Annotated in this window: 25 protein-coding genes; 21 read left to right on the top strand and 4 right to left on the bottom strand. The window is 46.8% G+C overall.

Going from position 1 to position 24029, the window contains the following annotated elements; genetic code table 11:
• Window positions 1-101: 101 nt before the first annotated feature.
• The 14 genes from AC2CGA_RS03905 (at window position 102) to sipT (ending at window position 12888) form a co-directional block, all read left to right on the top strand.
• Entirely contained in the window at window positions 102-704 is a 603-nt protein-coding gene (locus AC2CGA_RS03905; protein WP_003154587.1) for a molybdenum cofactor guanylyltransferase, read from the top strand.
• Between the two features lie 51 nt (window positions 705-755).
• Window positions 756-1775, top strand: a complete 1020-nt coding sequence (locus AC2CGA_RS03900; protein WP_003154586.1) for a molybdopterin-synthase adenylyltransferase MoeB — start codon at window positions 756-758, stop codon at window positions 1773-1775.
• Window positions 1776-1792: 17 nt separating this feature from the next.
• Window positions 1793-3085: a molybdopterin molybdotransferase MoeA gene (locus tag AC2CGA_RS03895; RefSeq protein ID WP_015388302.1), complete on the top strand. Its 1293-nt coding sequence runs from the start codon at window positions 1793-1795 to the stop codon at window positions 3083-3085.
• Window positions 3046-3567, top strand: a complete 522-nt coding sequence (gene mobB, locus AC2CGA_RS03890; protein WP_139885253.1) for a molybdopterin-guanine dinucleotide biosynthesis protein B — start codon at window positions 3046-3048, stop codon at window positions 3565-3567. Before AC2CGA_RS03895 ends, mobB begins: the two co-directional genes overlap by 40 nt.
• Window positions 3568-4038: a molybdenum cofactor biosynthesis protein MoaE gene (locus tag AC2CGA_RS03885; protein WP_003154579.1), complete on the top strand. Its 471-nt coding sequence runs from the start codon at window positions 3568-3570 to the stop codon at window positions 4036-4038. It begins immediately after the preceding gene.
• A complete protein-coding gene (gene moaD, locus AC2CGA_RS03880) occupies window positions 4035-4268 on the top strand; it encodes a molybdopterin converting factor subunit 1 (protein WP_003154578.1) in 234 nt (77 codons plus the stop codon). Before AC2CGA_RS03885 ends, moaD begins: the two co-directional genes overlap by 4 nt.
• A gap of 324 nt (window positions 4269-4592) precedes the next feature.
• On the top strand, window positions 4593-5291 hold the full coding sequence (yknW, locus tag AC2CGA_RS03875) for a YknW family membrane protein (protein WP_024085245.1): 699 nt from the start codon (window positions 4593-4595) through the stop codon (window positions 5289-5291).
• Window position 5292: 1 nt separating this feature from the next.
• Window positions 5293-6429: an efflux RND transporter periplasmic adaptor subunit gene (locus AC2CGA_RS03870; RefSeq protein WP_024085246.1), complete on the top strand. Its 1137-nt coding sequence runs from the start codon at window positions 5293-5295 to the stop codon at window positions 6427-6429.
• The gene (locus tag AC2CGA_RS03865; RefSeq protein ID WP_003154575.1) at window positions 6430-7122 is read left to right on the top strand and encodes an ABC transporter ATP-binding protein; all 693 of its coding nucleotides are present in this window, start codon (window positions 6430-6432) and stop codon (window positions 7120-7122) included.
• Window positions 7119-8312, top strand: coding sequence for an ABC transporter permease (locus AC2CGA_RS03860; RefSeq protein ID WP_003154574.1), 1194 nt, complete (start codon window positions 7119-7121; stop codon window positions 8310-8312). Before AC2CGA_RS03865 ends, AC2CGA_RS03860 begins: the two co-directional genes overlap by 4 nt.
• A gap of 281 nt (window positions 8313-8593) precedes the next feature.
• Complete coding sequence (locus AC2CGA_RS03855; protein ID WP_044053167.1) at window positions 8594-9349, top strand: DeoR/GlpR family DNA-binding transcription regulator; 756 nt, start codon at window positions 8594-8596, stop codon at window positions 9347-9349.
• Window positions 9346-10257, top strand: a complete 912-nt coding sequence (pfkB, locus tag AC2CGA_RS03850; protein WP_003154572.1) for a 1-phosphofructokinase — start codon at window positions 9346-9348, stop codon at window positions 10255-10257. The genes AC2CGA_RS03855 and pfkB overlap by 4 nt, the downstream gene beginning before the upstream one ends.
• 14 nt (window positions 10258-10271) lie before the next feature.
• On the top strand, window positions 10272-12176 hold the full coding sequence (locus AC2CGA_RS03845; protein WP_003154570.1) for a PTS fructose transporter subunit IIABC: 1905 nt from the start codon (window positions 10272-10274) through the stop codon (window positions 12174-12176).
• A gap of 130 nt (window positions 12177-12306) precedes the next feature.
• On the top strand, window positions 12307-12888 hold the full coding sequence (sipT, locus tag AC2CGA_RS03840; protein ID WP_003154568.1) for a signal peptidase I sipT: 582 nt from the start codon (window positions 12307-12309) through the stop codon (window positions 12886-12888).
• Between the two features lie 36 nt (window positions 12889-12924).
• On the opposite strand, the gene AC2CGA_RS03835 is transcribed toward sipT, so the two are convergent.
• Window positions 12925-13194, bottom strand: coding sequence for a hypothetical protein (locus tag AC2CGA_RS03835; RefSeq protein WP_003154565.1), 270 nt, complete (start codon window positions 13192-13194; stop codon window positions 12925-12927).
• 162 nt (window positions 13195-13356) lie between these two features.
• On the opposite strand from AC2CGA_RS03835, the gene AC2CGA_RS03830 reads away from it, so the two are divergent.
• Window positions 13357-14976 carry an ABC-F family ATP-binding cassette domain-containing protein gene (locus AC2CGA_RS03830; protein ID WP_003154562.1) on the top strand — a complete coding sequence of 540 codons (1620 nt, stop codon included), beginning with the start codon at window positions 13357-13359 and terminating at the stop codon, window positions 14974-14976.
• Between the two features lie 112 nt (window positions 14977-15088).
• A complete protein-coding gene (locus AC2CGA_RS03825) occupies window positions 15089-15997 on the top strand; it encodes a ketopantoate reductase family protein (RefSeq protein ID WP_003154561.1) in 909 nt (302 codons plus the stop codon).
• A 29-nt stretch (window positions 15998-16026) separates the two neighbouring features.
• Here AC2CGA_RS03825 and AC2CGA_RS03820 read toward each other — a convergent pair whose 3' ends face one another.
• The 3 genes from AC2CGA_RS03820 to mreBH form a co-directional block, all read right to left on the bottom strand.
• The gene (locus AC2CGA_RS03820; protein WP_025851469.1) at window positions 16027-17259 is read right to left on the bottom strand and encodes an aminopeptidase; all 1233 of its coding nucleotides are present in this window, start codon (window positions 17257-17259) and stop codon (window positions 16027-16029) included.
• Between the two features lie 100 nt (window positions 17260-17359).
• A complete protein-coding gene (locus AC2CGA_RS03815; protein ID WP_003154559.1) occupies window positions 17360-17494 on the bottom strand; it encodes a protein YkpC in 135 nt (44 codons plus the stop codon).
• A 71-nt stretch (window positions 17495-17565) separates the two neighbouring features.
• Window positions 17566-18573: a cell shape-determining protein MreBH gene (gene mreBH / locus AC2CGA_RS03810; protein ID WP_003154558.1), complete on the bottom strand. Its 1008-nt coding sequence runs from the start codon at window positions 18571-18573 to the stop codon at window positions 17566-17568.
• Window positions 18574-18841: 268 nt separating this feature from the next.
• Between mreBH and abhA the strand changes: the two genes are divergently transcribed.
• From abhA to ade, 5 genes are all read left to right on the top strand, one after another.
• On the top strand, window positions 18842-19126 hold the full coding sequence (gene abhA / locus AC2CGA_RS03805) for a transcriptional regulator AbhA (protein ID WP_003154557.1): 285 nt from the start codon (window positions 18842-18844) through the stop codon (window positions 19124-19126).
• Window positions 19127-19298: 172 nt separating this feature from the next.
• Entirely contained in the window at window positions 19299-20603 is a 1305-nt protein-coding gene (locus AC2CGA_RS03800) for an ATP-binding protein (protein ID WP_014304932.1), read from the top strand.
• Window position 20604: 1 nt separating this feature from the next.
• Window positions 20605-21432: a gamma-glutamylcyclotransferase family protein gene (locus AC2CGA_RS03795; protein WP_139885254.1), complete on the top strand. Its 828-nt coding sequence runs from the start codon at window positions 20605-20607 to the stop codon at window positions 21430-21432.
• Window positions 21433-21472: 40 nt separating this feature from the next.
• Window positions 21473-22138, top strand: a complete 666-nt coding sequence (ktrC, locus tag AC2CGA_RS03790) for a Ktr system potassium transporter KtrC (RefSeq protein WP_003154554.1) — start codon at window positions 21473-21475, stop codon at window positions 22136-22138.
• Between the two features lie 148 nt (window positions 22139-22286).
• Window positions 22287-24020, top strand: a complete 1734-nt coding sequence (gene ade, locus AC2CGA_RS03785; protein WP_171463490.1) for an adenine deaminase — start codon at window positions 22287-22289, stop codon at window positions 24018-24020.
• Window positions 24021-24029 lie beyond the last annotated feature (9 nt).

The following is a 24029-nucleotide window of genomic DNA, read 5'->3' as shown; positions in this document are numbered from 1 at the left end:
GAACAACGGCTATTCCTCTTAATTAAACAGACAAGCAACGTAATATTGTATTTCGGCTGAGGCGTTTGCTATGCTTTTATATAGAATGGGAGAGCGATGACATGAAACGGGTGAATGTAATATTAGCGGGGGGAGCTTCCCGAAGATTCGGAGAACCGAAAGCTTTTGCAAAGTGGAAGGGCGGCATGTTTTATGAACAGGCGAAAAAAGCCTTCGGCGGCGGAGAAACGGTAATTATCAGCCGCCCTGAGCATATAAAAAAGTTCTTATCAAACAGGGAGCGGCATGTTTTTGCCGATGAGCCGCGGTTTCGGGGAATGGGCCCGCTTGCCGGCATATATACGGCAATGAAACAAACGGAAGGCGAAACATATACGGTCATATCCTGTGACACGCCGCTCGTGACAAGAAAAACGATGGCTGCGCTTGAAATGAAGCTGACGGGAAATCTGGACGCTGTCATACCGGTTTGTGAAAACAGAGAGCAGCCCCTCTTGGCGGTTTACCATAAACGGGTGCAGGATGTGCTTTTTGATCAGCTGACACAAAACAAACTGAAAATGACAGACACGCTGAAACGGCTGTCTGTCTGTTATGTGCAGGCTGAAGACATCGGCGCCGGGCCGGAGGAGTTCGCTAATATCAACACACGGGACGATTACACCAGACTTTTGGCGCATGTCGAGTCTTCAAATCAGGACTGATCGGTAAGAAACATGGTATGATGGAAATAAAAATGCAAGGGGACAACACAGATGGAAGAGCGCTATTCACGGCAGACAAGATTTAAGCCGATAGGGGAAAAAGGGCAGCAGGCGCTGGCTGACAGCAGTGTCCTGATTGTCGGAGCCGGAGCCCTCGGAACAGCCGCGGCAGAGGGCCTTGCAAGAGCCGGAGCGGGCCGTATGGCGATTATTGACCGGGATTATGTGGAATGGAGCAATTTACAAAGACAGCAGCTGTATACAGAAGAAGACGCGAGACAGCGCCTGCCGAAAGCAATGGCGGCCAAGGCGCGTCTTTTAGCGGTAAACAGTAATATACATATCGATGCTTACGCGGCGGAAGGTACGGCGGAAACGCTCGAACCGCTGATCGAACAAGCGGATTGCATTGTGGATGCGACAGATAATTTTGAAACGAGAATGGTCATCAATGATCTGGCGCTGAAAACGAAAACACCTTGGATTTACGGTGCCTGTGTCAGCAGTCAGGGAATGTGCATGACGATTATTCCGGGGGTTACGCCGTGTTTATCCTGCCTGTTTGAGCAAATGCCCGTGGGCGGAGCGACATGTGATACAGCAGGCATCATACCTCCGGCGGTTCATATCGTCTCCGCCTATCAGCAGGCTGAGGCGCTGAAATTGCTGACAGGAAATCATGCGGCGGTAAATCGGCGCTTTTTCACGTTTGACGTGTGGAATAACACCAATATGAGCATAAATGTGGATCAGATCAAACGGGATCATTGCCCTTCCTGCGGCGCGGAGCCCGTATATCCGTATCTGCAGCCTGAAAACAGGCCGAAAGCAAGCGTGCTGTGCGGAAGAGACACCGTTCAAATCAGATCGGAAGCCTTAAAGAGGCTGGATAAAGAAGAGCTTGTCAAACGTCTGAAGCAGATCGGTAAAGTGGAAGCAAATGAATTTTTGCTGCACATGGCGTACGAGCGCTTCAGAATCGTTATTTTTCAGGACGGACGGGCTCTGATTCACGGTACAAACGATATAAAAGAAGCGAATTCAGTTCTGGCCAGAGTCATCGGACTGTAGGAAGGGGATGTATTGCTATGCTTGAAAAAAGAACGCCGATTCAGGTGGACGAAGCAGTCCGCCGGGTGAGCCGGTATAAAAAAAAGGGGGATACCGAATGGGTGGCGCTTGAGGACAGTCTCCACCGCTATTTGGCGGAGGATGTTAAGGCGGATCATGATGTGCCGGCTTTTAACCGTTCTCCGTATGACGGGTTTGCCATCAGGGCGAGCGATTCAAAAACGGCTTCCCGTGACAATGCCGTCACCTTTGAAGTCATTGACCATATCGGAGCCGGCGCCGTGTCAGAAAAAGAACTCGGGCCTTATGAAGCGGTCCGCATTATGACGGGGGCGCAGATTCCCAAAGGCGCGGATGCTGTAGTGATGCTTGAGCTGACAAAAACGTTTTCTGAAAACGGCACGGATTACATGTCAGTGAAACGCCCTTTTCATGCGGGGGATAATATTTCATATCAAGGAGAAGATGCGAAAAAAGGCAGCTCGCTATTAAAAAAAGGGACGAAAATCACGCCGGGCGTAACCGCTCTTTTAGCAACCTTCGGCTATGCTTCCGTTCCCGTGGTCAGAAAGCCGGTTGTCGGCATTATCGCAACGGGAACCGAGCTTCTTCATGTCAGCGATCCGCTTGAGCCGGGGAAAATCCGCAACAGCAACGCTGCCATGGTGTATGCCCAGGTCATTGAAGCGGGTGCAGTACCGCTGAACTTAGGGAAAATTTCCGATGATTTTGATGACAGCTATGCTGCGGTGAAGGAAGCTATGAAAAAAGTTGATTTTCTGATCACGACCGGCGGCGTGTCAGTCGGCGATTTTGATTTTCTTCCGGACATTTATAATAAGCTCGGAGCGGAAGTTCTTTTTAACAAAGTGGCAATGCGCCCGGGGAGCGTGACAACTGTCGGCCGGGCCGATGACATGCTGCTGTTCGGCCTTTCAGGCAATCCGTCCGCATGTTATGTCGGATTCACCCTGTTTGTCAAACCGATGATTCAGACGTGGCTTCTGAATGAAAAACCTCATTCCGGATGGGCGGAAGCCGTGTTAACAAACGACTTTCCGAAGCCGAATCCGTTTACGAGATTTGTGAGGGCATTTGTTTATCATAAGGACGGAAAAATGATGGCGTCACCGGTCGGTCTCGACAAATCAAGCTCAGTCACATCTCTTGCCGAAGCAAACGCGTTTATCCTTCTGCCGGGAGGAACGAGGGGGTATGAAGCGGGCCGGACGGTTCACGCGCTCCTCATTCGTGATGAGAATGGAAGTGAATGGCCGTGGTCAATTCTTTCCCGATCGTCCAGATCGTAGGTTTTCAAAACAGCGGTAAAACAACGTTTATTGAACGTGTGCTGAAAGCGGCGCCGAAAGAGTGCGATATTGGATGTTTAAAACATCACGGACATGGCGGAGAACCGGAACCTTTTTCTGACGGGAAAGACTCGGAGCGCTTTTCAAAAGCCGGAGCCGCGGTTACGGCAGTAGAAGGGGACGGCGTCCTGCAGCTTACGGCGCGAAAAAAATGGGATCTGGCGGGTTTGATCAGTCTGTATGAATGTCTGGGAATTGACAGTCTTCTCATAGAGGGATTTAAACATGCGCCGCATCCGAAAATCATTATGATCAAAAATAGCGAAGATTGGCAAAAGCTGAAGCATTTGGAGCGCGTGATCGCGATTGTCAGCAGAAATACGGAGCATATGCCGACAGATGCAGGCAAGCCCGTATTCCATGCGGACGATCCGGCTGCCATTATGTTTGTGCTTTCGCAGCTGAAAGGGGAATCTGCTTAAATGGAACGTTTTCAAATTACAAGGGAACCTATCATTGCGGAAAATATCGTAAAAAAAGTTGAAAAGCGTGAAGCCGGCGCCATCACAACGTTTATCGGCACGGTCAGAGAGTGGACTGCAGGACGGCGGACGGTGCGTCTCGAATATGAAGCGTATGAACCGATGGCTGTTCAAATGCTTTCTCAAATCGGCAGTGAAATCAGCGCGAAATGGGAAGGAGCCGAAGCTGCAATCACTCACCGTGTCGGCGTCCTTGATATCGGTGAAGCAGCGGTCGTAATCGCCGTGTCTTCTCCGCACAGAAAGGCGGCATATGAGGCGAATGAATATGCAATTGAACGGATAAAACAGATTGTGCCGATATGGAAAAAAGAAATCTGGGAAGACGGGGAAGAATGGATAGGCGATCAGCTGGAAACAACGCCCTATCCGAACGGAAAACCGGATTTGGATAAAGGGGAATCGCGATGATTAAAGTATTATTATTTGCCGGGCTTGCGGAGCAGGCGGGAACATCGGTCATTGAACTTGACGAAAAAGAGACGGCGGCGTCTGCTGTAAAAACGCTGTTAAAGGAACGGTACGGCCTTCAGACGATTGACAATGCCATGATCGCAATCAATGAAACATATGTAAAAGACAACAGCATCGTAACAGAAGGTGATACCATTGCCTTTATCCCTCCTGTAAGCGGAGGGTGAAAAAAGAGCCGGGTGTGCATCATTGCCATCCGGCTCTTTTTGTATATAGGCGCTGAATTTCAGAGAATATTTAAATGGGATTTAAAGGGTTTTGCAATTGAGGCGGTTTTCACTGCATGAATAGGCTGATAACAGTGCCTTTACAAGGTTTTGAGCCACCCGTCATACCGGTCTGACGATGCTTTTTTTTACATAATTATGGAACGTAAAGCTGAGAATTTGTGTTACAATTTAGCATAAATACGCAAACGGCAAAAAAATTGAAACTTCTCTCAGCCTAAAGCGTACGTATAAACAGAATAATACATAGGAGGCATCAGCTATATGGAACCAAACCTGGAAAAAAGCAATGCGGCAGTCACGGAAAAGCCGTCAATTTTCGGCGTCATTACAAGTCCTGTTGTGCAGTTTAAAAGATTAAAAGAAAAGCCGGTCATCGGCATTCCTCTCCTGATTGTCATCATTCTCATCGCGGCCGGCAGTATTTTGCGCGGACTGGGGATGAATTATGAAGAAGTGCTGAACAGCTCATCTCTTGACGGTTTGACGGATGATCAGATTGAAATGACCAAAACCTTCGCTAAATTCGGCACGATGTTCGGAGGAATCTTCGGGGGCATTATCGCTCTGTTTATCGTTCCGCTCATTTACTGGCTGTGCGTAAAAATTTCAGGCGGCGTGACAACTTACAAAAAAATGCTTTCACTCAGCCTGTTTACGGCGTTTATTACCAATATCGGCTTAGTTATTAACGGTCTTGTCACTTATTTTACCGGTGCGGGCTCATTGTACGCCGTTACATCTTTGGCGAGTGTCATACCGGCCGGAGACGGCGTCGCGGTCTTTTTAAGCGCGTTCGACATTTTCAGCATCTGGAGCTATATTTTGCTGGCTTTGGGACTTCGCTATACAGGCGGCATTTCGAAAAAAGCGGCCTGGACTTCCGCGGTTGTCCTGTTTGTTATTATGCTTTTGGTTTCGGCAGTCGGAGGACTGTTAAGTTCAGTGACAGCAGGTGTATAACATGAAAAAAATTTGGATCGGAATCGGCATCGCCGTAATTGTTGCAGTATTCATCGGTATCAATATTTATAAGTCTGCCGCTCCCGCGGGCGGCAGCGCCGAAAAAAAAATCGAAACCGGAACCATGGAAAACAGAGAAATCTCATCTACGGTTATGGTTCCGGGAACACTTAAATTCTCTAAAGAACAGTATGTTTTTTATGAAGCAGATAAAGGAACTCTTGATAAAGTGAAAGTAAAAGAAGGCGACAAAGTAAAAAAAGGGTCGTCGTTAGTCACGTATACAAATGAGCAGCTCAACCTTGATAAAGAACAAAATGAGTTGACGGAACAATCAAAACGGATGCAAATCGAACAAGTTGAAGAAAAACTCAGAGCATTAAACAGCAAGGAACAAGATCTGGCAAAACAAGTGGGAGAAGCGGAAGCCAAAAAACAAATTGAATCCGAACGGACTGATCTGCAGCTTCAGCAAAAAACGGCGGAAATCGAATTAAAGCAATCTGATTTGCAAAAGCAGTCTCTTGAAAATCAAGTGTCGAATCTCAATGTTAAGAGTGAGATGGACGGGACAGTTATCTCGGTAAATCAAGAAGCGGCTTCTAAAAAATCGGATATTCAAGAACCGGTTATACATATAGGAGACCCGGAACACCTGGTCGTTGCCGGCAATTTGTCCGAATACGACACGCTGAAAGTGAAAAAGGGCCAGAGCGTTACAATCACCTCAGACGCCATACCCGGTAAAACGTGGAAAGGGAGAGTGGCGGCTGTCGGCCTCGTTCCGGATCAAAAGTCAAGCGCTGCTTCGGGAGAAAGCACGGAACAAGCCGTCCAGTATCCGTTTCAGGTTAAGCTGATCGGAAACCTTCCGGAAGGCAAGCCGGGATTTAAATTAATTATGAACATTGAAACCGACAAACGGAAAGCCGACACGCTGCCGTCCTCCGCAGTCAAAAAAGACGGAGATGAGCACTGGGTCTTTACGGTGAAAGACGGGAAGGCCAAACGCGTGAAAGTTAAAGTCGGCGATACCGCAAATCAGCTTACGGAGATAAAAGAGGGGCTTTCAAAGGATGATAAAGTCATTCTGAATCCGGCTGACGGTTTGACTGACGGAACGGATGTGAAAGCATAGATGATTCAGCTTTCAAAGGTGAAAAAAAGCTATCAGATCGGCAAGGAGACGTTTGATGTTCTCCGTTCAATCGACCTGACGATTGAAGAAGGAGAATATGTGTCAATTATGGGACCCTCGGGATCGGGAAAATCTACGATCATGAATATCATCGGCTGTCTGGACAGACCGACGTCCGGCAATTACAGTCTTGCGGGCGAAGATGTTTCTTCATGCACCGAAAAAGAGCTTGCGGCGGTCCGGAACAAATCAATCGGTTTTGTCTTTCAGCAGTTTCAGCTGCTGCCGCGATTGAATGCAAGAAAAAATGTCGAACTTCCCATGATCTACGCCGGTATCGGCAAAAAAGAGCGTGAGGAACGGGCTGAGCACGCGCTGGAAAAAGTCGGTTTGGCGGATCGGATGCGTCACATGCCGAATGAGCTGTCCGGCGGCCAGAAGCAGCGTGTCGCGATTGCAAGAGCCATCGTGAACGAACCGAAGCTCATTTTAGCTGATGAACCGACCGGCGCGCTGGATACGAAAACAAGCATTTCCATTATGGAGCAGTTCACAGAGCTTAATGCAGAGGGCGTGACCGTGGTGCTTGTCACTCATGAGCCTGAAGTGGCGGACTGTACAAACAGAGTGATTTTCGTCCGTGACGGCATGATCGTTTCCCGCGATTCTGAGCAGAGGAGAGTGGGGGAATGAGCCTGTCAGAAAATCTCCGGATGGCCCTCAGTTCCGTAAGAGCTCACAAGCTGAGATCGATTCTGACAATGCTCGGAATCATTATCGGCGTCGGTTCAGTAATCGTTGTTGTGGCTGTCGGCCAGGGCGGAGAGCAAATGCTGAAGCAATCCATCAGCGGGCCGGGCAATACGATTGAATTGTTTTACATGCCCAGTGATGAAGAATTAACAGCCAATCCGAACGCCTTACAGCAAGCGAGTTTTACAGAAGAAGATATTAATGGATTAAAAGGAGTGGACGGCGTAAAGCAGGTTGTCGCTTCCGCGGTAAAATCCATGACGGCCCGTTACCATGAAGAAGACACGGATATTACGCTGAACGGCATTAACAGCGGCTACTTGGACGTAAAAAAGCTGGACGTTCAAGATGGACGGACGTTTACGGACAATGATTTTCTTTCCGGGAAAAGAGCGGGAATCATCTCGAAAAAAATGGCTGAAAAGCTGTTCGGGAAAACGTCTCCGCTCGGGAAAATCGTCTGGGCCGGCGGACAGCCCGTAGAAGTAATCGGCGTACTGAAAGAAGAGAGCGGCTTTTTATCGTTAGGACTCAGTGAAATGTATGTGCCGTTCAACATGCTGAAAACGTCTTTCGGTACTAACGACTACAGCAACGTTTCCGTTCAGACGGAGTCCGCTGATCAAATCAAAACAACAGGAAAAGAAGCGGCCCGTCTCTTAAATGACAATCACGGTACAAAAGAGGCCTATCAAGTCATGAATATGGAAGAAATCGCGGCGGGAATCGGTCAGGTCACGACCGTTATGACGACGATCATCGGTTCGATCGCCGGTATTTCTCTCGTTGTCGGCGGGATCGGGGTCATGAATATTATGCTCGTATCAGTGACGGAACGGACAAGAGAAATCGGCATCCGCAAATCGCTCGGTGCCACGAGAGGACAGATTCTGACACAATTCTTAATTGAATCTGTTGTGCTTACTTTAATCGGCGGCTTAATCGGAATCGGTCTCGGCTACGGGGGAGCAACACTCGTTTCCCTTATCGCAGGCTGGCCGTCGCTCGTTTCCTGGCAGGTGGTTTGTATCGGCGTGCTGTTCAGTATGCTGATTGGCGTCATCTTCGGCATGCTGCCCGCCAACAAAGCATCACGCTTAGATCCGATTGAAGCGTTACGGTATGAATAACCGGCGCCCCATGCAGTCTGCATGGGGTTTTTTGTGTTTTAATGATTGAATGAATATAATAGACTTTTTTCATTTATGATAAAAAGAAAATGTCATACAATTGTCCCCCTTTTTGTCGAATTTACAGTTTACAAACCCTATGTACATACGTTAATATGAACAAATGTGAAAGATTTTGATAGTTATTGAATGAATTTGAGTGATTTTAGTTGCTTGAAGTAAAAAAAGCGTTTACAATTATCTTGCAGCCGAAATGAATACGTTTTCAAAGGAGGCGGAATATGCTTACTCCTGAAAGGTATCAGCTGATTATGGATCAGATTGAAAAGCGAGATGTGGTGAAGATTCAAGAGCTGATAAGCATGACAAACGCTTCTGAATCAACGATCAGAAGAGATTTATCAACACTTGAAGAGCGCGGATTTTTAAAGCGCGTTCACGGCGGGGCGTCTAAACTTTCCAACAGCAGGCAAGAACCCGATATGCTTGAAAAATCCTCCAAAAACCTTCAGGATAAACTGAAGATCGCTGAAGAAGCGGCATCTTTATTAGAAGAAGGTGACTGTATTTACCTTGATGCGGGAACAACTACATTGCACATGATTGATTTTATAGATCATACAAAGGACATTGTGGTTGTCACAAACGGGGTTATGCATATCGACGCTTTAATAAGGAAGGGGATTCCTTTTTATCTTCTCGGAGGATATGTGAAGCATAGAACAGGTGCGATGATCGGCGGCGCCTCATTAATGGCGGTCAGCCAGTACCGTTTTGACAAAAGCTTTCTCGGGGTGAACGGCGTGCACATTGAAGCCGGCTTTACCACACCCGATCCGGATGAGGCTCTTCTGAAGACAAAGGCTGTGAGACAGGCGAAAAATGCGTATGTTTTAGCCGATCCTTCTAAATTCGGCGAGATTTCTTTCGCAGCGTTCGCCGCCTTGGGCGATGCAGCTATCATTACCACTGAAGCTGAAGAACTTGCATTCGATGATTACCAAGAAAAAACTGTCGTAAAGGTAGTGAAACCATGATTTACACTGTAACTCTCAATCCGTCTGTTGACTATATCGTTCACGTTGAAGATTTTGCCGTAGGCGGTTTAAACCGTTCCAGCTATGACACGAAGTATCCCGGCGGAAAAGGCATCAACGTTTCGAGATTACTGAAAAGACACCATGTGCCGTCAAAAGCATTGGGGTTTGTCGGCGGATTTACCGGAAATTATATCACGTCATTTTTGCAGCAGGAAGGTCTGGAAACGGCTTTTTCTGAGGTGGATGAAGACACGCGTATAAATGTAAAACTGAAAACGGGCGATGAAACGGAAATTAACGGACAGGGCCCGACGATTTCAGACGAAGTGTTCAATGCCTTTTTAGAACAGTTCTCCGCTCTGGAAGAGGGAGACATCGTCGTTTTAGCGGGAAGCATCCCTTCTTCCCTGCCGCATAACACGTATGAAAAAATTGCTGAGGCATGCAGAAAGCAGAATGCCCGGGTAGTGGTGGACATCTCCGGTGAAGCGCTGATGAAAGCGACAGAAATGAAACCGTTTTTGATGAAGCCGAATCATCATGAGCTTGGGGAAATGTTCAATACGGTCATTGATTCAGCCGAAGCTGCCGTTCCTTACGGTAAAAAATTAATTGAACAAGGCGCTGAACACGCGATTGTTTCGATGGCTGGCGACGGTGCGCTTTTATTTACGAAAGAGGCGGTTTTCCTCGCCAATGTTCCTAAAGGAAAGCTTGTCAATTCGGTAGGCGCAGGTGATTCCGTCGTCGCGGGATTCCTTGCGGGAATTTCAAAACAGCTGCCTTTGGAAGATGCGTTCCGTTTAGGAGTTGCTTCCGGAAGCGCGACGGCATTTTCTGAAGAACTCGGAACTGAAGAGTTTGTACAGCAGCTTCTTCCTGAAGTTAAAGTCACACGTCTATAGAGGAGGAAAGAAAAGTGAAGATAACTGAGCTGTTAACAAGAGATACAATTCATCTCAATATAGAAAGCAAAGAGAAAGAAAACGTTATCGATGAAATGGTGACAGTGCTTGACAAAGCCGGCAGATTAAATGACAGAGAGGCTTACAAAGCAGCCATTTTAAATCGTGAAAGCCAAAGCTCGACGGGAATCGGCGAAGGTATTGCCATTCCTCACGCGAAGACGGCGAGCGTCATTAACCCGGCCATCGCATTCGGCCGTTCAAAAGATGGTGTGGATTATGAATCATTAGACGGTCAGCCGGCACACTTGGTCTTTATGATTGCGGCAACCGAAGGAGCGAACAATACGCATCTTGAGGCATTATCAAGACTTTCAACGCTTCTTATGCGTGAGGAAATCCGCAAACAGCTTCTTGAAGCTGAATCAGAAGATGCGATCATTGACATCATCAATCAGCATGACAAAGATGACGATGAGGAAGAAGAAGAGCAGGAAGAACAGGCAGCGCCGTCAGGAAAAGGGAAAATCCTTGCGGTTACGGCATGCCCGACAGGTATCGCTCATACGTTCATGGCAGCTGACGCATTGAAAGAAAAAGCGAAAGAGCTCGGCGTTGACATTAAAGTCGAGACAAACGGCTCAAGCGGTATTAAACATAAGCTGACGGCTCAAGAAATTGAAGACGCGCCTGCGATTATCGTGGCGGCTGATAAACAGGTTGAAATGGAGCGCTTTAAAGGCAAACATGTTCTTCAAGTGCCTGTGACGGCCGGTATCAGGCGTCCACAGGAACTGATTGAAAAAGCCGTTAACCAAGATGCGCCGATTTACGAGGGCAGCGGCGGAGGATCTTCCGCTTCAAATGAAGACGGCCCGAAACAGAAATCAGGCACAAGCATCGGGAGTACTTTCTATAAACACTTAATGAGCGGTGTCAGCAACATGCTGCCATTTGTCGTCGGCGGCGGAATTCTCGTTGCGATTTCATTCTTCTGGGGAATTCATTCAGCTGATCCGAAAGACCCGACATACAACACGTTTGCTGCAGCGCTGAACTTTATCGGTGACGGTAATGCGTTAAAGCTGATTGTTGCAGTACTTGCCGGATTCATCGCAATGAGTATTGCGGATCGTCCGGGATTTGCGCCGGGTATGGTCGGCGGATTTATGGCTACGCAGGCGAATGCCGGATTCTTGGGCGGACTGATTGCGGGATTCTTAGCCGGTTATGTCGTAGTCCTTTTGAAAAAGCTGTTTGTCTTTATTCCTCAGACTCTTGACGGATTAAAACCTGTATTGATTTATCCGCTGCTCGGTATTTTTATCACCGGTGTCCTGATGCAGTTTGTCATTAACACACCTGTAGCAGCGTTTATGAATTTCTTAACAAATTGGCTTGAAAGCCTTGGAACTGGAAACCTTGTCTTAATGGGTATTATTTTAGGCGGTATGATGGCTATCGACATGGGCGGCCCGCTCAATAAAGCGGCGTTCACTTTCGGTATCGCGATGATCGATGCCGGAAACTATGCGCCGCATGCGGCCATCATGGCGGGCGGAATGGCTCCGCCGCTTGGAATCGCACTGGCGACAACATTCTTTAAACACAAATTCTCTAAACGTGACCGTGAAGCCGGTATTACGTGCTACTTCATGGGAGCAGCTTTCGTTACAGAAGGCGCCATCCCGTTTGCAGCGGCTGATCCGCTTCGCGTCATCCCTGCAGCCGTTGTCGGTTCTGCGGTAGCGGGCGGACTGACAGAGTTTTTCCGGGTAACGCTTCCTGCACCGCACGGAGGGATATTCGTTGCATTCATTACGAACCATCCGCTGCTTTACTTAATGAGCATCGTGATCGGAGCGATTGTAACGGCGGTTATCTTGGGAATCATCAAAAAACCGGTAGTAGAGAAATAAGCGAAAAGCGTCCTTTACGGGCGCTTTTTTCAATCATATACGCATAGAAGCGTTATGTATTTTGTGATGAGTTGTGATAAAGTAAAGATGGTACATGAACCGAAACAGTGATCGTCTAGGAGGAACCACGTTGACTGAAGAACAAAAACCTACTTCTGAAAAATCGGTAAAAAGAAAATCCAACACGTATTGGGAATGGGGAAAGGCCATCATTATAGCGGTTGCACTTGCGCTGTTAATCCGCCATTTTCTGTTTGAACCGTACTTAGTGGAAGGATCATCAATGTACCCGACATTACATGACGGTGAAAGACTGTTTGTCAACAAAAGCGTCAATTATATCGGAGAAATCGAGCGGGGGGACATCGTCATTATTAACGGCGATACATCGAAAGTCCATTATGTAAAGCGGCTCATCGGAAAACCGGGAGAAACGGTGGAAATGAAAAATGACACGCTTTACATAAACGGCAAAAAAATCGCAGAACCGTACCTCGCGAGCAATAAAAAAGAAGCGAAAAAACTGGGAGTCAACCTGACGGGAGATTTCGGCCCCGTAAAGGTTCCGAAAGGCAAATACTTCGTCATGGGCGACAATCGGCTGAACTCAATGGACAGCCGGAACGGCCTCGGCTTAATTGCCGAAAACCGGATCGTCGGCACCTCGAAGTTTGTGTTCTTCCCGTTTCATGATATGCGTCAGACAAAATAAAAACGCCGCGCTGCCCGATTCGGACAGCAGGCGTTTTTATTTGGCAAACGAGGCCGCGACGGCGATGAACAATACCGTGGCCAGCACTGATCCGACAATGGCCAGAACGCTGAAAAAAAGATTCACCTGCTTCTTCTCTTTGCCGCGTCTTTCAAGCATCCGTTTGGAAAAGAGATGCGAAAACGTATAAATGAGGGCGATTCCGACGTACAAGCCGATGTCACGTGCCGTAAAGCCTGTGACGGCCAGAAAAACCCCGGTGAAGAAAATCATAAGACAGTATTCTGTGAGTGTTAAAAGCTTCAACTTGTTCCTCCGTGATGAATATGTATATATATCTATTGTATCACAGCGCTCCGGGTTTGACGCCTGCATCTTTTCAAACCCGTATATTCGCAGGGAAACATTTCTCTTCCCCTTTATTCATGGTATACTTTTAATGATGATAGACACGATGGAGGATTCTAAATGATTGCTGTAAATAATGTGAGCTTGCGTTTTGCGGATCGCAAGTTATTTGAAGATGTCAATATTAAATTTACGCCGGGCAACTGCTACGGATTAATAGGCGCAAACGGTGCCGGAAAATCAACATTTTTGAAAATTTTATCCGGTGAGCTGGAGCCTCAGACCGGCGATGTCCATATGAGTCCGGGCGAACGTCTTGCCATTCTGAAGCAGAACCACTTTGAATATGAAGACTGCGAAGTGCTGAAAGTCGTCATTATGGGACATAAACGTTTATACGAAGTCATGCAGGAAAAAGACGCGATTTATATGAAGCCTGATTTTTCAGATGAAGACGGCATCCGCGCCGCTGAACTTGAAGGAGAGTTTGCGGAATTAAACGGATGGGAAGCTGAAAGTGAAGCCGCTATTTTGTTAAAGGGGCTGGGCATCTCTGAAGACCTGCATACGAAGAAAATGGCCGACTTAGGCGGTTCAGAAAAGGTGAAAGTGCTTTTGGCACAGGCGCTGTTCGGCAAGCCGGACGTTCTGCTGCTTGATGAACCGACCAACCACTTGGATCTGAAAGCGATTCAGTGGCTGGAAGAGTTTTTAATCAACTTTGAGAACACAGTCATCGTCGTATCCCATGACCGTCACTTTTTAAATAAAGTGTGCACGCACATCGCCGATCTTGATTTTAATAAAATTCAAGTGTACGTCGGCAACTATGATTTCTGGTATGAATCAAGCCAGCTTGCTTTAAAGCTTTCTCAGGAAGCCAACAAGAAAAAAGAAGAGCAGATTAAACAGCTTCAGGAGTTCGTGGCCAGATTCAGCGCCAACGCCTCTAAATCAAAGCAGGCGACATCAAGAAAGAAACTCCTTGATAAAATCACGCTTGATGATATCAAACCGTCATCACGCCGTTATCCTTATGTCAATTTCACGCCGGAACGCGAGATCGGAAATGACGTGCTGCGGGTTGAAGGCTTAACAAAAACGATTGACGGGGTTAAGGTGCTTGATAACGTCAGCTTTATTATGAACAGAGAAGATAAAATCGCATTTACGGGCCGCAACGAACTTGCCGTTACGACATTGTTTAAAATCATTTCCGGGGAAATGGAAGCAGACAGCGGCACATTTAAATGGGGCGTGACCACTTCTCAGGCGTACTTCCCTAAAGACAACAGCGAATATTTTGACGGCAGCGATGCGAACCTTGTCGACTGGCTCCGCCAATACTCGCCGCATGACCAAAGCGAAAGCTTTCTGCGCGGTTTCTTAGGACGCATGCTGTTCTCAGGAGAAGAAGTCAACAAAAAATCAAACGTCCTTTCCGGAGGAGAAAAAGTGCGCTGCATGCTTTCAAAAGCGATGCTTTCCGGCGCGAATATCTTAATTCTGGATGAACCGACAAACCACTTAGATTTGGAATCCATTACGGCGCTTAACAACGGCTTAATCAGCTTTAAAGGCGCTATGCTGTTTTCATCTCATGACCATCAGTTTGTACAGACAATTGCCAACCGCATCATTGAATTAACGCCTAAAGGCATTGTTGACAAACAAATGTCTTATGACGAATTTCTTGAAAACGCGGATGTGCAGAAAAAGCTTGAAGAGCTATACGCGTAATAAAGAAGCAGGGGAGACTCTGCTTTTTTATTTATGAAAAAAGTTTTCAATCTTCTGACTTCCCATTACAATAAAGGAATACATAAATTGAAAAGAGACGGAGGAATGCATCATGAAGTTTTTAGTTGTCGGAGCTGGGGGAGTGGGCGGATATATCGGTGCGCGTCTTGCAGAAAAGGGAAATGACGTTACATTTCTCGTCCGCAAGAAACGGGCGGAACAATTACAAGAAACGGGTTTGACCGTCAAAAGTGCAAAAGGTGATGTTTCAATCAAGCCGAAATTAATGTTGGCGGGCGAAGAAGGAGCATTTGACGCCGTTATCATCGCTTCAAAAGCGTATTCTTTGCAGGACGTCATTCGGGATGTCAAACCGTTTGTCAAACCTTCGTCGGTCATTATTCCTTTTTTAAACGGATACAGGCACTATCACCAGCTGTTTGAAGCTTTTTCAAAACGGCAGGTGCTGGGAGGCCTCTGCTTTATTGAGAGCGCCCTTAACGACAAAGGGGAAATTCTTCATACGAGCGCTGCCCACCGTTTTGTTTTCGGTGAATGGAACGGGGAGCGCACAGAACGTATGAACGAGCTGGAAAACGCATTTGCAGGCGTGAAAGCGGATGTCATCATCAGCGGGGATATTGAAAAGGACATTTGGAAAAAATATATGTTTATTGCCGCGCAGGCGGGAGTGACCACTCTGTTTCAACAGCCGGTCGGACCGATTTTAGAAACAGAAGGCGGCCGCAGCACGGCAAAGCGCCTCTTTGCTGAAATCGGAGCCATTTTCAAGGCTGCCGGCATCCCGAAAGATCCTGGTCTGGAAGAAGAGAGTTATCGCACATTGACAAGCATGTCTTACCATATGAAATCGTCGATGCTGAGAGATATGGAAAAGGGCAGGGTGACGGAAGGTGATCATTTACACGGCTTTTTGCTTGAGAAAGCGAAAGGCTTGTCAATTGATACACCTGTTTTGGAAACCGTCTGCGCCAACTTGCAAATGTATGAAGCGAAATAAAAAGGAGGCCTGATCGCCTCCTTTTTTTATTAAAATGCCCAGTTTCCGTTTCTGAAGATCGGTTCTCTTTTGCCGTCCGCGGTAATGCCGTCGATATTCATTTCTTTGGAACCGACCATAAAATCTACGTGTGTAATGCTTTCATTTAAGCCCTCTTTGACAAGCTCTTCCCGTGTCATTTGTTTGCCGCCCTCAATATTAAAGGCATACGCACTGCCGATCGCCAAGTGGTTAGAGGCGTTTTCATCGTACAGTGTGTTGTAAAATAAAATATTTGATTGTGAAATCGGTGAATCGTACGGCACTAAGGCCACTTCACCGAGATAGTGTGAGCCTTCATCGGTTTCGACGATGCCTTTTAAAATCTCCTCGCCTTTTTCAGCTTTCACATCGACAATGCGCCCGTTTTCAAAGGTAAGAGTGAAGTTATCAATAATGTTGCCGCCGTAGCTAAGCGGTTTCGTGCTGGAAACCGTGCCGTTCACCCCGTCACGCTGCGGAAGGGTGAAAACCTCTTCTGTCGGCATGTTGGCCATGAATTCGTGCCCGCTTTCATTCACGCTTCCCGCGCCTGCCCATACATGTTTTTTCGGCAGTTCAATGGTTAAGTCTGTTCCTTCAGCCTGATAATGCAGGGCGCTGTAATGTTTTTTGTTCAGGTGTTCCACTTTTTCATGAAGATTTTGATCGTGTTTTTTCCATGCTTCCACAGGGTTTTCTTCATTTACGCGGGTTGTTTTGAAAATTTCTTCCCATAAAAGCTCAACGGCTGTTTCTTCCGGCTGATCCGGGAACACTTTTTTCGCCCAGCCTGTTGAAGCCGCTCCGATCACCGTCCAGCTGACCTTATCTGATTGAATATATTGTCTGTATGTATGCAATGCTTTTCCGGCGGCTTTTTGGAACGCTGCAATCCGTTTGCCGTCAGCGCCTTTTAACAGGTCGGGGTCGGATGAGACGACAGAAATAAACGCAGCCCCTTTTTTCGCGAGCTCTTCTTTTCCTTTTGCTTCCCATTCAGGATACTCTTCAAACGCTTCAAAAGGTGCCATCTCGTATTTTAATCTGGACAGTTCATCGTCCTGCCAATTTACGGTGACGTTTTTTGCGCCTTTTTCATAAGAATGTTTGGCAAGCAGTCTGACAAGTTCCCGGACATCAGTTGAGGCATTGATTACGACATGCTGTCCTTTTTGGACATTGACGCCGACTTCTACCGCCAGCTGAGCATATGTATTTAACTTTTCAGTAAACGAACTCATCGTTCATTCCTCCTCATCGGTTTTTCTCATCATATCAAATATCGCCTCATAAAGGAAAGGAAGGAGCACAAACGAAAAAGACACAGCTTTTGCTGCGTCTTTACGGGTGATTCAGTTTTACGGCGCCGCCGGCCGGAGAATGGGGCATATTGGCCAGTGAAATGCTCATACCCCCCAAAATAATCCCGCTTAAAATGACGGCTACTGCTACGCGTCTTCCCACATCTCTAAGCATATGCTTCCTCCTTAATGTTTCTCCAGTTCTCACAATATGAGCCGGCCGGAGAAAAAAGAAGCACAATCTTATTATTTAATCGCTTTTTGCAGCTTGTCGATGACGTCTAATGAACGCCCAGTGCCGATAGCCACTGATTCAAGCGGATTTGCCGCCAAATGAACGGGAACGACGATTTCATCTGTCAGCCATTCTTTCATCCCGTTTAAAAGGGAGCCTCCGCCGGTTAACACGACGCCGCGGTCAACGATATCACCGCTGAGCTCCGGCGGACAATCTTCAAGTGTCGCTCTGATCGCTTCAAGAATATGCAGGAGCGACTCACGCATCGCGTGCTGAATTTCATTAGACTGCAGTCTGATTGTCTTCGGCAGACCGGTTACGAGGTCACGCCCGCGGATTTCCATCGTTTCCGGCACATGTTCGATCAATGCAAATCCGATTTCCATTTTCACTTGTTCTGCCGTGCGTTCCCCGATCAGCAGGTTGTATTTTTTTCTGACGAACGAGGCGATATCTTCATCAAGCTGGTCGCCGCCGATTCTGATCGAATGACAGGATACGACGCCACCGAATGAGATGATGGCGACTTCAGTCGTACCGCCGCCGATATCTACGACGACGTTTGCGACCGGCTCGTCAACAGGGAGGTCGGCCCCGATTGCAGCGGCTACGGGTTCTTCAATCAAGTGAACGTTTTTCGCTCCGCAGTTTTTGACAGCGTCACTGATGGCGCGGCGTTCAACGGCTGTTGAGCCTGAAGGCGTGCAGACGACGACATTCGGTTTGCGGAAGGTCATTCCGATTTTTTTTCCGGCTTTTTTCATAATGTGTTTTAATAAGTCAGTTGTCATATCATAATCAGCAATGACACCGTCTTTCATCGGCCGTACGGCGACGATTTTCCCCGGCGTCTTTCCGATCATGCTTTTGGCATCCGTTCCGATGGCAAGCACCGCTTTCGTTGTTGTATCTACAGCGACAACGGAAGGTTCATTTAAAATAATTCCTTTATTTTTACTGTAAACAAGTATATTAGCGGTTCCTAAGTCGATTCCGATCTCAGTTGATTGAAACATGTTTTCACCCAATCCCTATCCTGATTTAATTGATTCTACATTTAAAGTTTCTGAGAAAAACCACGATTTTTGGGGGTTTCCGCCGGGAATGAAATGTTTTTGTAAAAAAGGAGGGAAAGTCTGTATCCCGTATTTCAAAAGGCTTTCTTTTGTAAAAAACATTCATTTCCGGATGCTGAGAAACTTTTGCTCCGTTCCTTTCGTCTACGTTTATGAAGGATTTTCCTTGGACATAAAGAAGAGACATTAAAGGAAGTAGGGGATTTCTATGAAATCAATTGGTGTAGTAAGAAAAGTAGACGAACTCGGGCGTATTGTCATGCCGATTGAATTGCGAAGAGCATTGGATATCGCTATTAAAGATAGTATTGAATTTTTCGTTGACGGAGACAAAATTGTCTTAAAAAAATACAAGCCGCACGGCATTTGCTTAATGACCGGGGAAATTACCCCCGAAAATCAGGAGTACGGCAACGGCAAAATTATTTTAAGTCCTGAAGGAGCGAAAATGCTGCTTGAGGAAATCGAAGAAGCGTTAAAAGATAGATCATAATCAGCAAAAAGGGCGGGGCATCATTCCGTCCTTTTATTATGAACTTGTGCAAAAACTCACGGGAAAAGTAAGCGAACCTGCTCAATTAATTGGGAATAGTTATCATTTTTTAGTCAATAATGCAGTCAACAATGTTACAATATATGTAGAAATGTTAGCGGCAGGTGGGACTATGGGAAAATATCAAGCGCGTATCATTTCCTTAATCTTGGCAATGATTTTTATTATGTTTTGGGATTATTTATTTTATATGATTGAACGGAATCCGATTAACTGGCCCGTTGACATCACCTTTACCGCCGTCACATTAATCAGCGTCTGGCTGCTGGCTTATTATGTGGACAATAAAAAGCAGCTGCTGGCGGAGCTGAAGGACAGCGAGCAGAAAGCAAAGGCGCTTTCAGATGAGAAAAACCGGATCATGGACAATCTGCAGGAAATCGTTTTTCAGACGGATTCACAAGGGAATATTACATATTTGAATCAGGCCTGGACGACGATTACGGGCCACTCCATCAGCGAATGTATGGGCACGATGTATAATGATTATTTTATAAAAGAAAAACATATCATTGATTATATTATCTCCCAAATCAAGCAGCAGTCCCCGTCAGGAATGTTTACGGCCAAATATATTAAAAGAGACGGCACGATCTTTTGGGGAGAAGTCCATTATAAGCTGTATTATGACCGCAGACAGAAATTTGTCGGAAGCCTGGGGACGATGTCTGATATCAGTGAACGGAAAAAAGCGGTCGACGAGCTTCTGGAAACGAACGAACGCCTTGCCATGCAATCTCAAAAGCTGGCCATTGCCGGGGAGCTTGCGGCAGGAATTGCCCATGAAGTAAGAAATCCTTTAACGTCAGTCAGCGGCTTTCTCCAGCTGATGAAAGCCCAGTATCCGGAAAGAACGGATTATTTCGATATTATTTTTTCGGAGATTAAAAGGATTGATCTCGTGCTGGGGGAGCTGCTTCTGCTCGCCAAGCCGCAGACCGTGACGTTTACCGCTCATCATCTCAACCATATTTTAAGGCAGGTGGCGACGCTTCTTGACACGAACGCGGTGCTGTCGAACACTGTGATTGAGAAGGATTTCAGGCAGACTGAGTCCTGTATGGTCAACGGGGACGAAAACCAGCTGAAACAGGTATTTATCAATATTATTAAAAATGCGATTGAAGCGATGCCTGACGGCGGGAATATTCATATTTATACAGAACGGGATGAAGAATACGCGGTGATCAGCATACAGGATGAAGGAAACGGCATGTCGAAAGAAAAGCTTGAAAATATCGGGAAACCGTTTTTCTCAACAAAAGATCAGGGAACGGGTCTCGGGCTTCCGATTTGTTTACGAATTCTGAAGGAGCATAATGGTAAACTTAACATTAAGAGCAAAAATGGAGAAGGCAGTACGTTTCAGGTGATTCTGCCTTTAGAAGCGGCTGCTGTCCAAAAGGAGGAAAAATAACTTGCTTCTTTTTGTATACGGTTTGTTACGGAAGCGTGAAGAAAACCATGAACTGCTGAAAGGCGCTCCGTGTGTGTGCGAGCAGGCCGCGATAAACGGTGTGCTGTACGAAACGGATAAAGGTCAGCCTGCGGCGTCTTTAGCAGAAACAGCTTTTGTGTACGGGGAATTGTATGAAACAGATCATCAGATGATCCGTAAGCTGGATATGTATTATGCTGATTTTGACCGGAAAGAGGTTGCCGTGACGACGGATACCGGGAATAAAACCGCCTTCGCATATGTCGTAAAGCCCGGCCAGTGTGCCTCATTCAGCCGTATCAAAAGCGGAGACTGGAAAGAATACCGTTTTATGAAACGGGAGGATGACAGTCCGGTTTATTATTTCGCTTACGGCTCCTGTATGGACAATGCCCGGTTTAAACAGGCGGGGGTCGACCACTTTTTTGCCGAGCCGGTCGGAGGGGCGGTTGTTGAAGGGTATTCGACGAGATTCACGTTAAGGCGTCCTGACGGTTCCAGAGCCGATCTTGTTGAAGACGGGGGACGAACTGAAGGCGTGCTGTACAAGCTCCCGTTTGAAGCGGCAACCTATCTGTACAAAAGAGAAGGTGTTGATAATCACACATACCGTCCCGCGTTCATAGAAGTGTGTGCCGGCGGCCGTGTATACAGAGGCGTCCTGACGTTTCTGGTTCTTGATAAAGCTGAGGAAATTGCGCCTCCGGGTCACTATCAGGAAGAAATCGAACGCGGAGCGGACCTGTATTTATCACCCGCCTTTTCAGAAAAGCTTAAACGCTATATGAACTCATTGCCGAAAATGTGATACTATTCCTATTAGAGATATTGTTTAAAGGAGTACTGTTATGAGAAAAGAGTTTGCCGTTATCGGTCTCGGACGCTTCGGCGGAAGTATTTGCAAAGCATTAAGTGAAGAAGGCCTTGAGGTCATGGCGATGGATATTGATGAAGATAAAGTAAATGAATACGCCAAAATCGCATCACACGCGGTCATCGGCGATTCAACCGATGAATCGGTGCTGAAAAACTTGGGGCTGCGCAACTTTGACCACGTCATTGTGGCAATCGGCGAAAACATACAGGCGAGCATTTTAACGACGCTGATCTTAAAGGAACTCGGCGTGAACACGATCACGGTTAAAGCGCAGAACGATTATCATGAGAAAGTGCTTGCGAAAATCGGGGCCGATCACATCGTCCACCCTGAACGTGACATGGCAAAACGCATCGCCCACAACATCGTATCAAATAATGTGCTTGATTATTTGGAGCTGTCCGACGAACACAGCATTGTGGAGATCGTGGCCAACAGCAGGCTTGCGGGCAACACACTGCTTGATCTGGACATCCGGGCGAAGTACGGCATTAATATCGTGGCCATCAAGAGAGAAAAAGAAGTGATCGTATCTCCGCTGGCGACTGAAATGATCCAAAAAGAAGATATTCTCATCGTTATCGGCTCTCTTACGGACATTTCCCGATTTGAAAAAAGAGTGCTTCATACAAAGTGAAAAGCCGTCCGTAAAAGGACGGTCTTTTATTATGTCAGAATAGAAAGACATTTATCATGTAAGCGGTATATTCTGCAATTTTTATTGACTATGATCAGGCGATCCGATAGCATATTGTACCATATAAAGAAAAAGAGGAGGCCTCATTTTGAACAAAGAAACACTGGCTGAACGGCTGAATGCATCAGCCGGCAGACAAAAAGCCGATACCGTCATTAAAAACGGAAAAATCATGGATGTATTTAACCAGGAATGGATTTCTGCAGATATCGCCATTACGGGCGGAGTGATCGTCGGGCTGGGCGAATATGAAGGGGAAGAAGTCATTGATGCAGAAGGCCAAATGATCGTTCCGGGCTTTATTGACGGACATGTTCATATCGAGTCCTCTATGGTTACTCCGATTGAATTTGCTAAAGCCGTCCTCCCTCACGGAGTGACTACTGTCATTACTGATCCTCACGAAATTGCGAATGTTTCCGGAGCAAAAGGCATTTCATTTATGATAGAGCAGGCGAAAAAGGCGCCGCTGAACATCCGTTTCATGCTTCCTTCCTGTGTTCCCGCCGCTAGCTTTGAACGCTCAGGAGCTGTATTAAAAGCCGAGGATTTAAAGCCTTTTTATCAGGAGAAAGAGGTGCTCGGGCTTGCGGAAGTAATGGATTATGTGTCTGTTGCGGAAGGTGAAGAGGATATGCTTCAGAAACTGCTTGATGCCAAGCGTCACGGAAAGCGGATCGACGGGCATTTAGCCGGACTGTCTTCAGATATCATCAATATATACAGAACCGCAATGGTGTCAAATGATCATGAAGTGACGACAAAAGAAGAAGCGCTGGACAGAATCAGACGGGGAATGTACGTCATGCTGCGCGAAGGATCGGTGGCAAAAAATACGCTCAATGTGCTGCCGGCGGTGAATGAAAAAAACGCGCGCCGCTTTTTCTTTTGTACGGATGATAAGCATGTAGATGATCTGCTTACAGAAGGAAGTGTGAACCACCAAGTCAAAATGGCGATAAAGGCGGGACTTGATCCATTCCTTGCGTATCAGCTCGCCAGCTTAAATGCGGCTGAGTGCTACGGCCTTGAAACAAAAGGGGCGGTAGCGCCGGGTTTTGACGCAGATCTGCTGTTCATTTCAGATGTACGGGAGGCTGCCGTCACGAAGACCATGGTCGCCGGCCGGACCGTTGCCGAGAACGGACGGACGGTTTATGAACAGTCTGCCGGTTCCTATTCGCCGGACCAGGCACTGTTGGATACAGTGCGGCTGAAAGCGCCGCTGACTGAATCGGATTTTCATATACCGATTCAAGAGGGCAGGAAAATGAATGTAATCGAAATGATACCGAATCATTTGGAGACGAGAAAAAAAGAAGTGCCTGCACCGTCTGCTGACGCGTTTCGACCTGATACAGATAATGATTTATTAAAAATCGCCGTCGCAGAGCGGCACAGCGGCGAAAAAATGATAGGACTCGGGATTGTACAAGGGTTCGGGTTAAAAGAAGGCGCCATCGCCACAACCATTTCTCACGATTCCCATAATATCATCGCCGTCGGTACAAACGATGCCGATTTGGCAAAAGCAATCAACAAGCTCCGTGACACCGGGGGCGGATTAACAGCCGTGAAAAACGGAGAATTGCTTCACTCCGTTCCGCTTCCGATCGCCGGGCTTTTGTCTGATAAGTCGGCGGAATGGGTTAATGACAGCTTGGGCGTGCTTCATGAAAAGCTTCATCTGCTTGGATTCACCGGTGATTTCAATCCGTTTCTCACCTTATCGTTTTTAGCCCTTCCGGTGATTCCGGATATTAAAATGACGGCGGCCGGTCTGTTTGATGTCAAAGCCTTTCAGCATATTCCGCTGCAATAAAAAAACTGC

This window comes from Bacillus sp. SYZHCR11 (genome assembly GCF_057196865.1).
The sequence above is the reverse complement of the archived record's forward strand: the minus strand, read 5'-3'. Positions and strand labels throughout refer to the sequence as shown.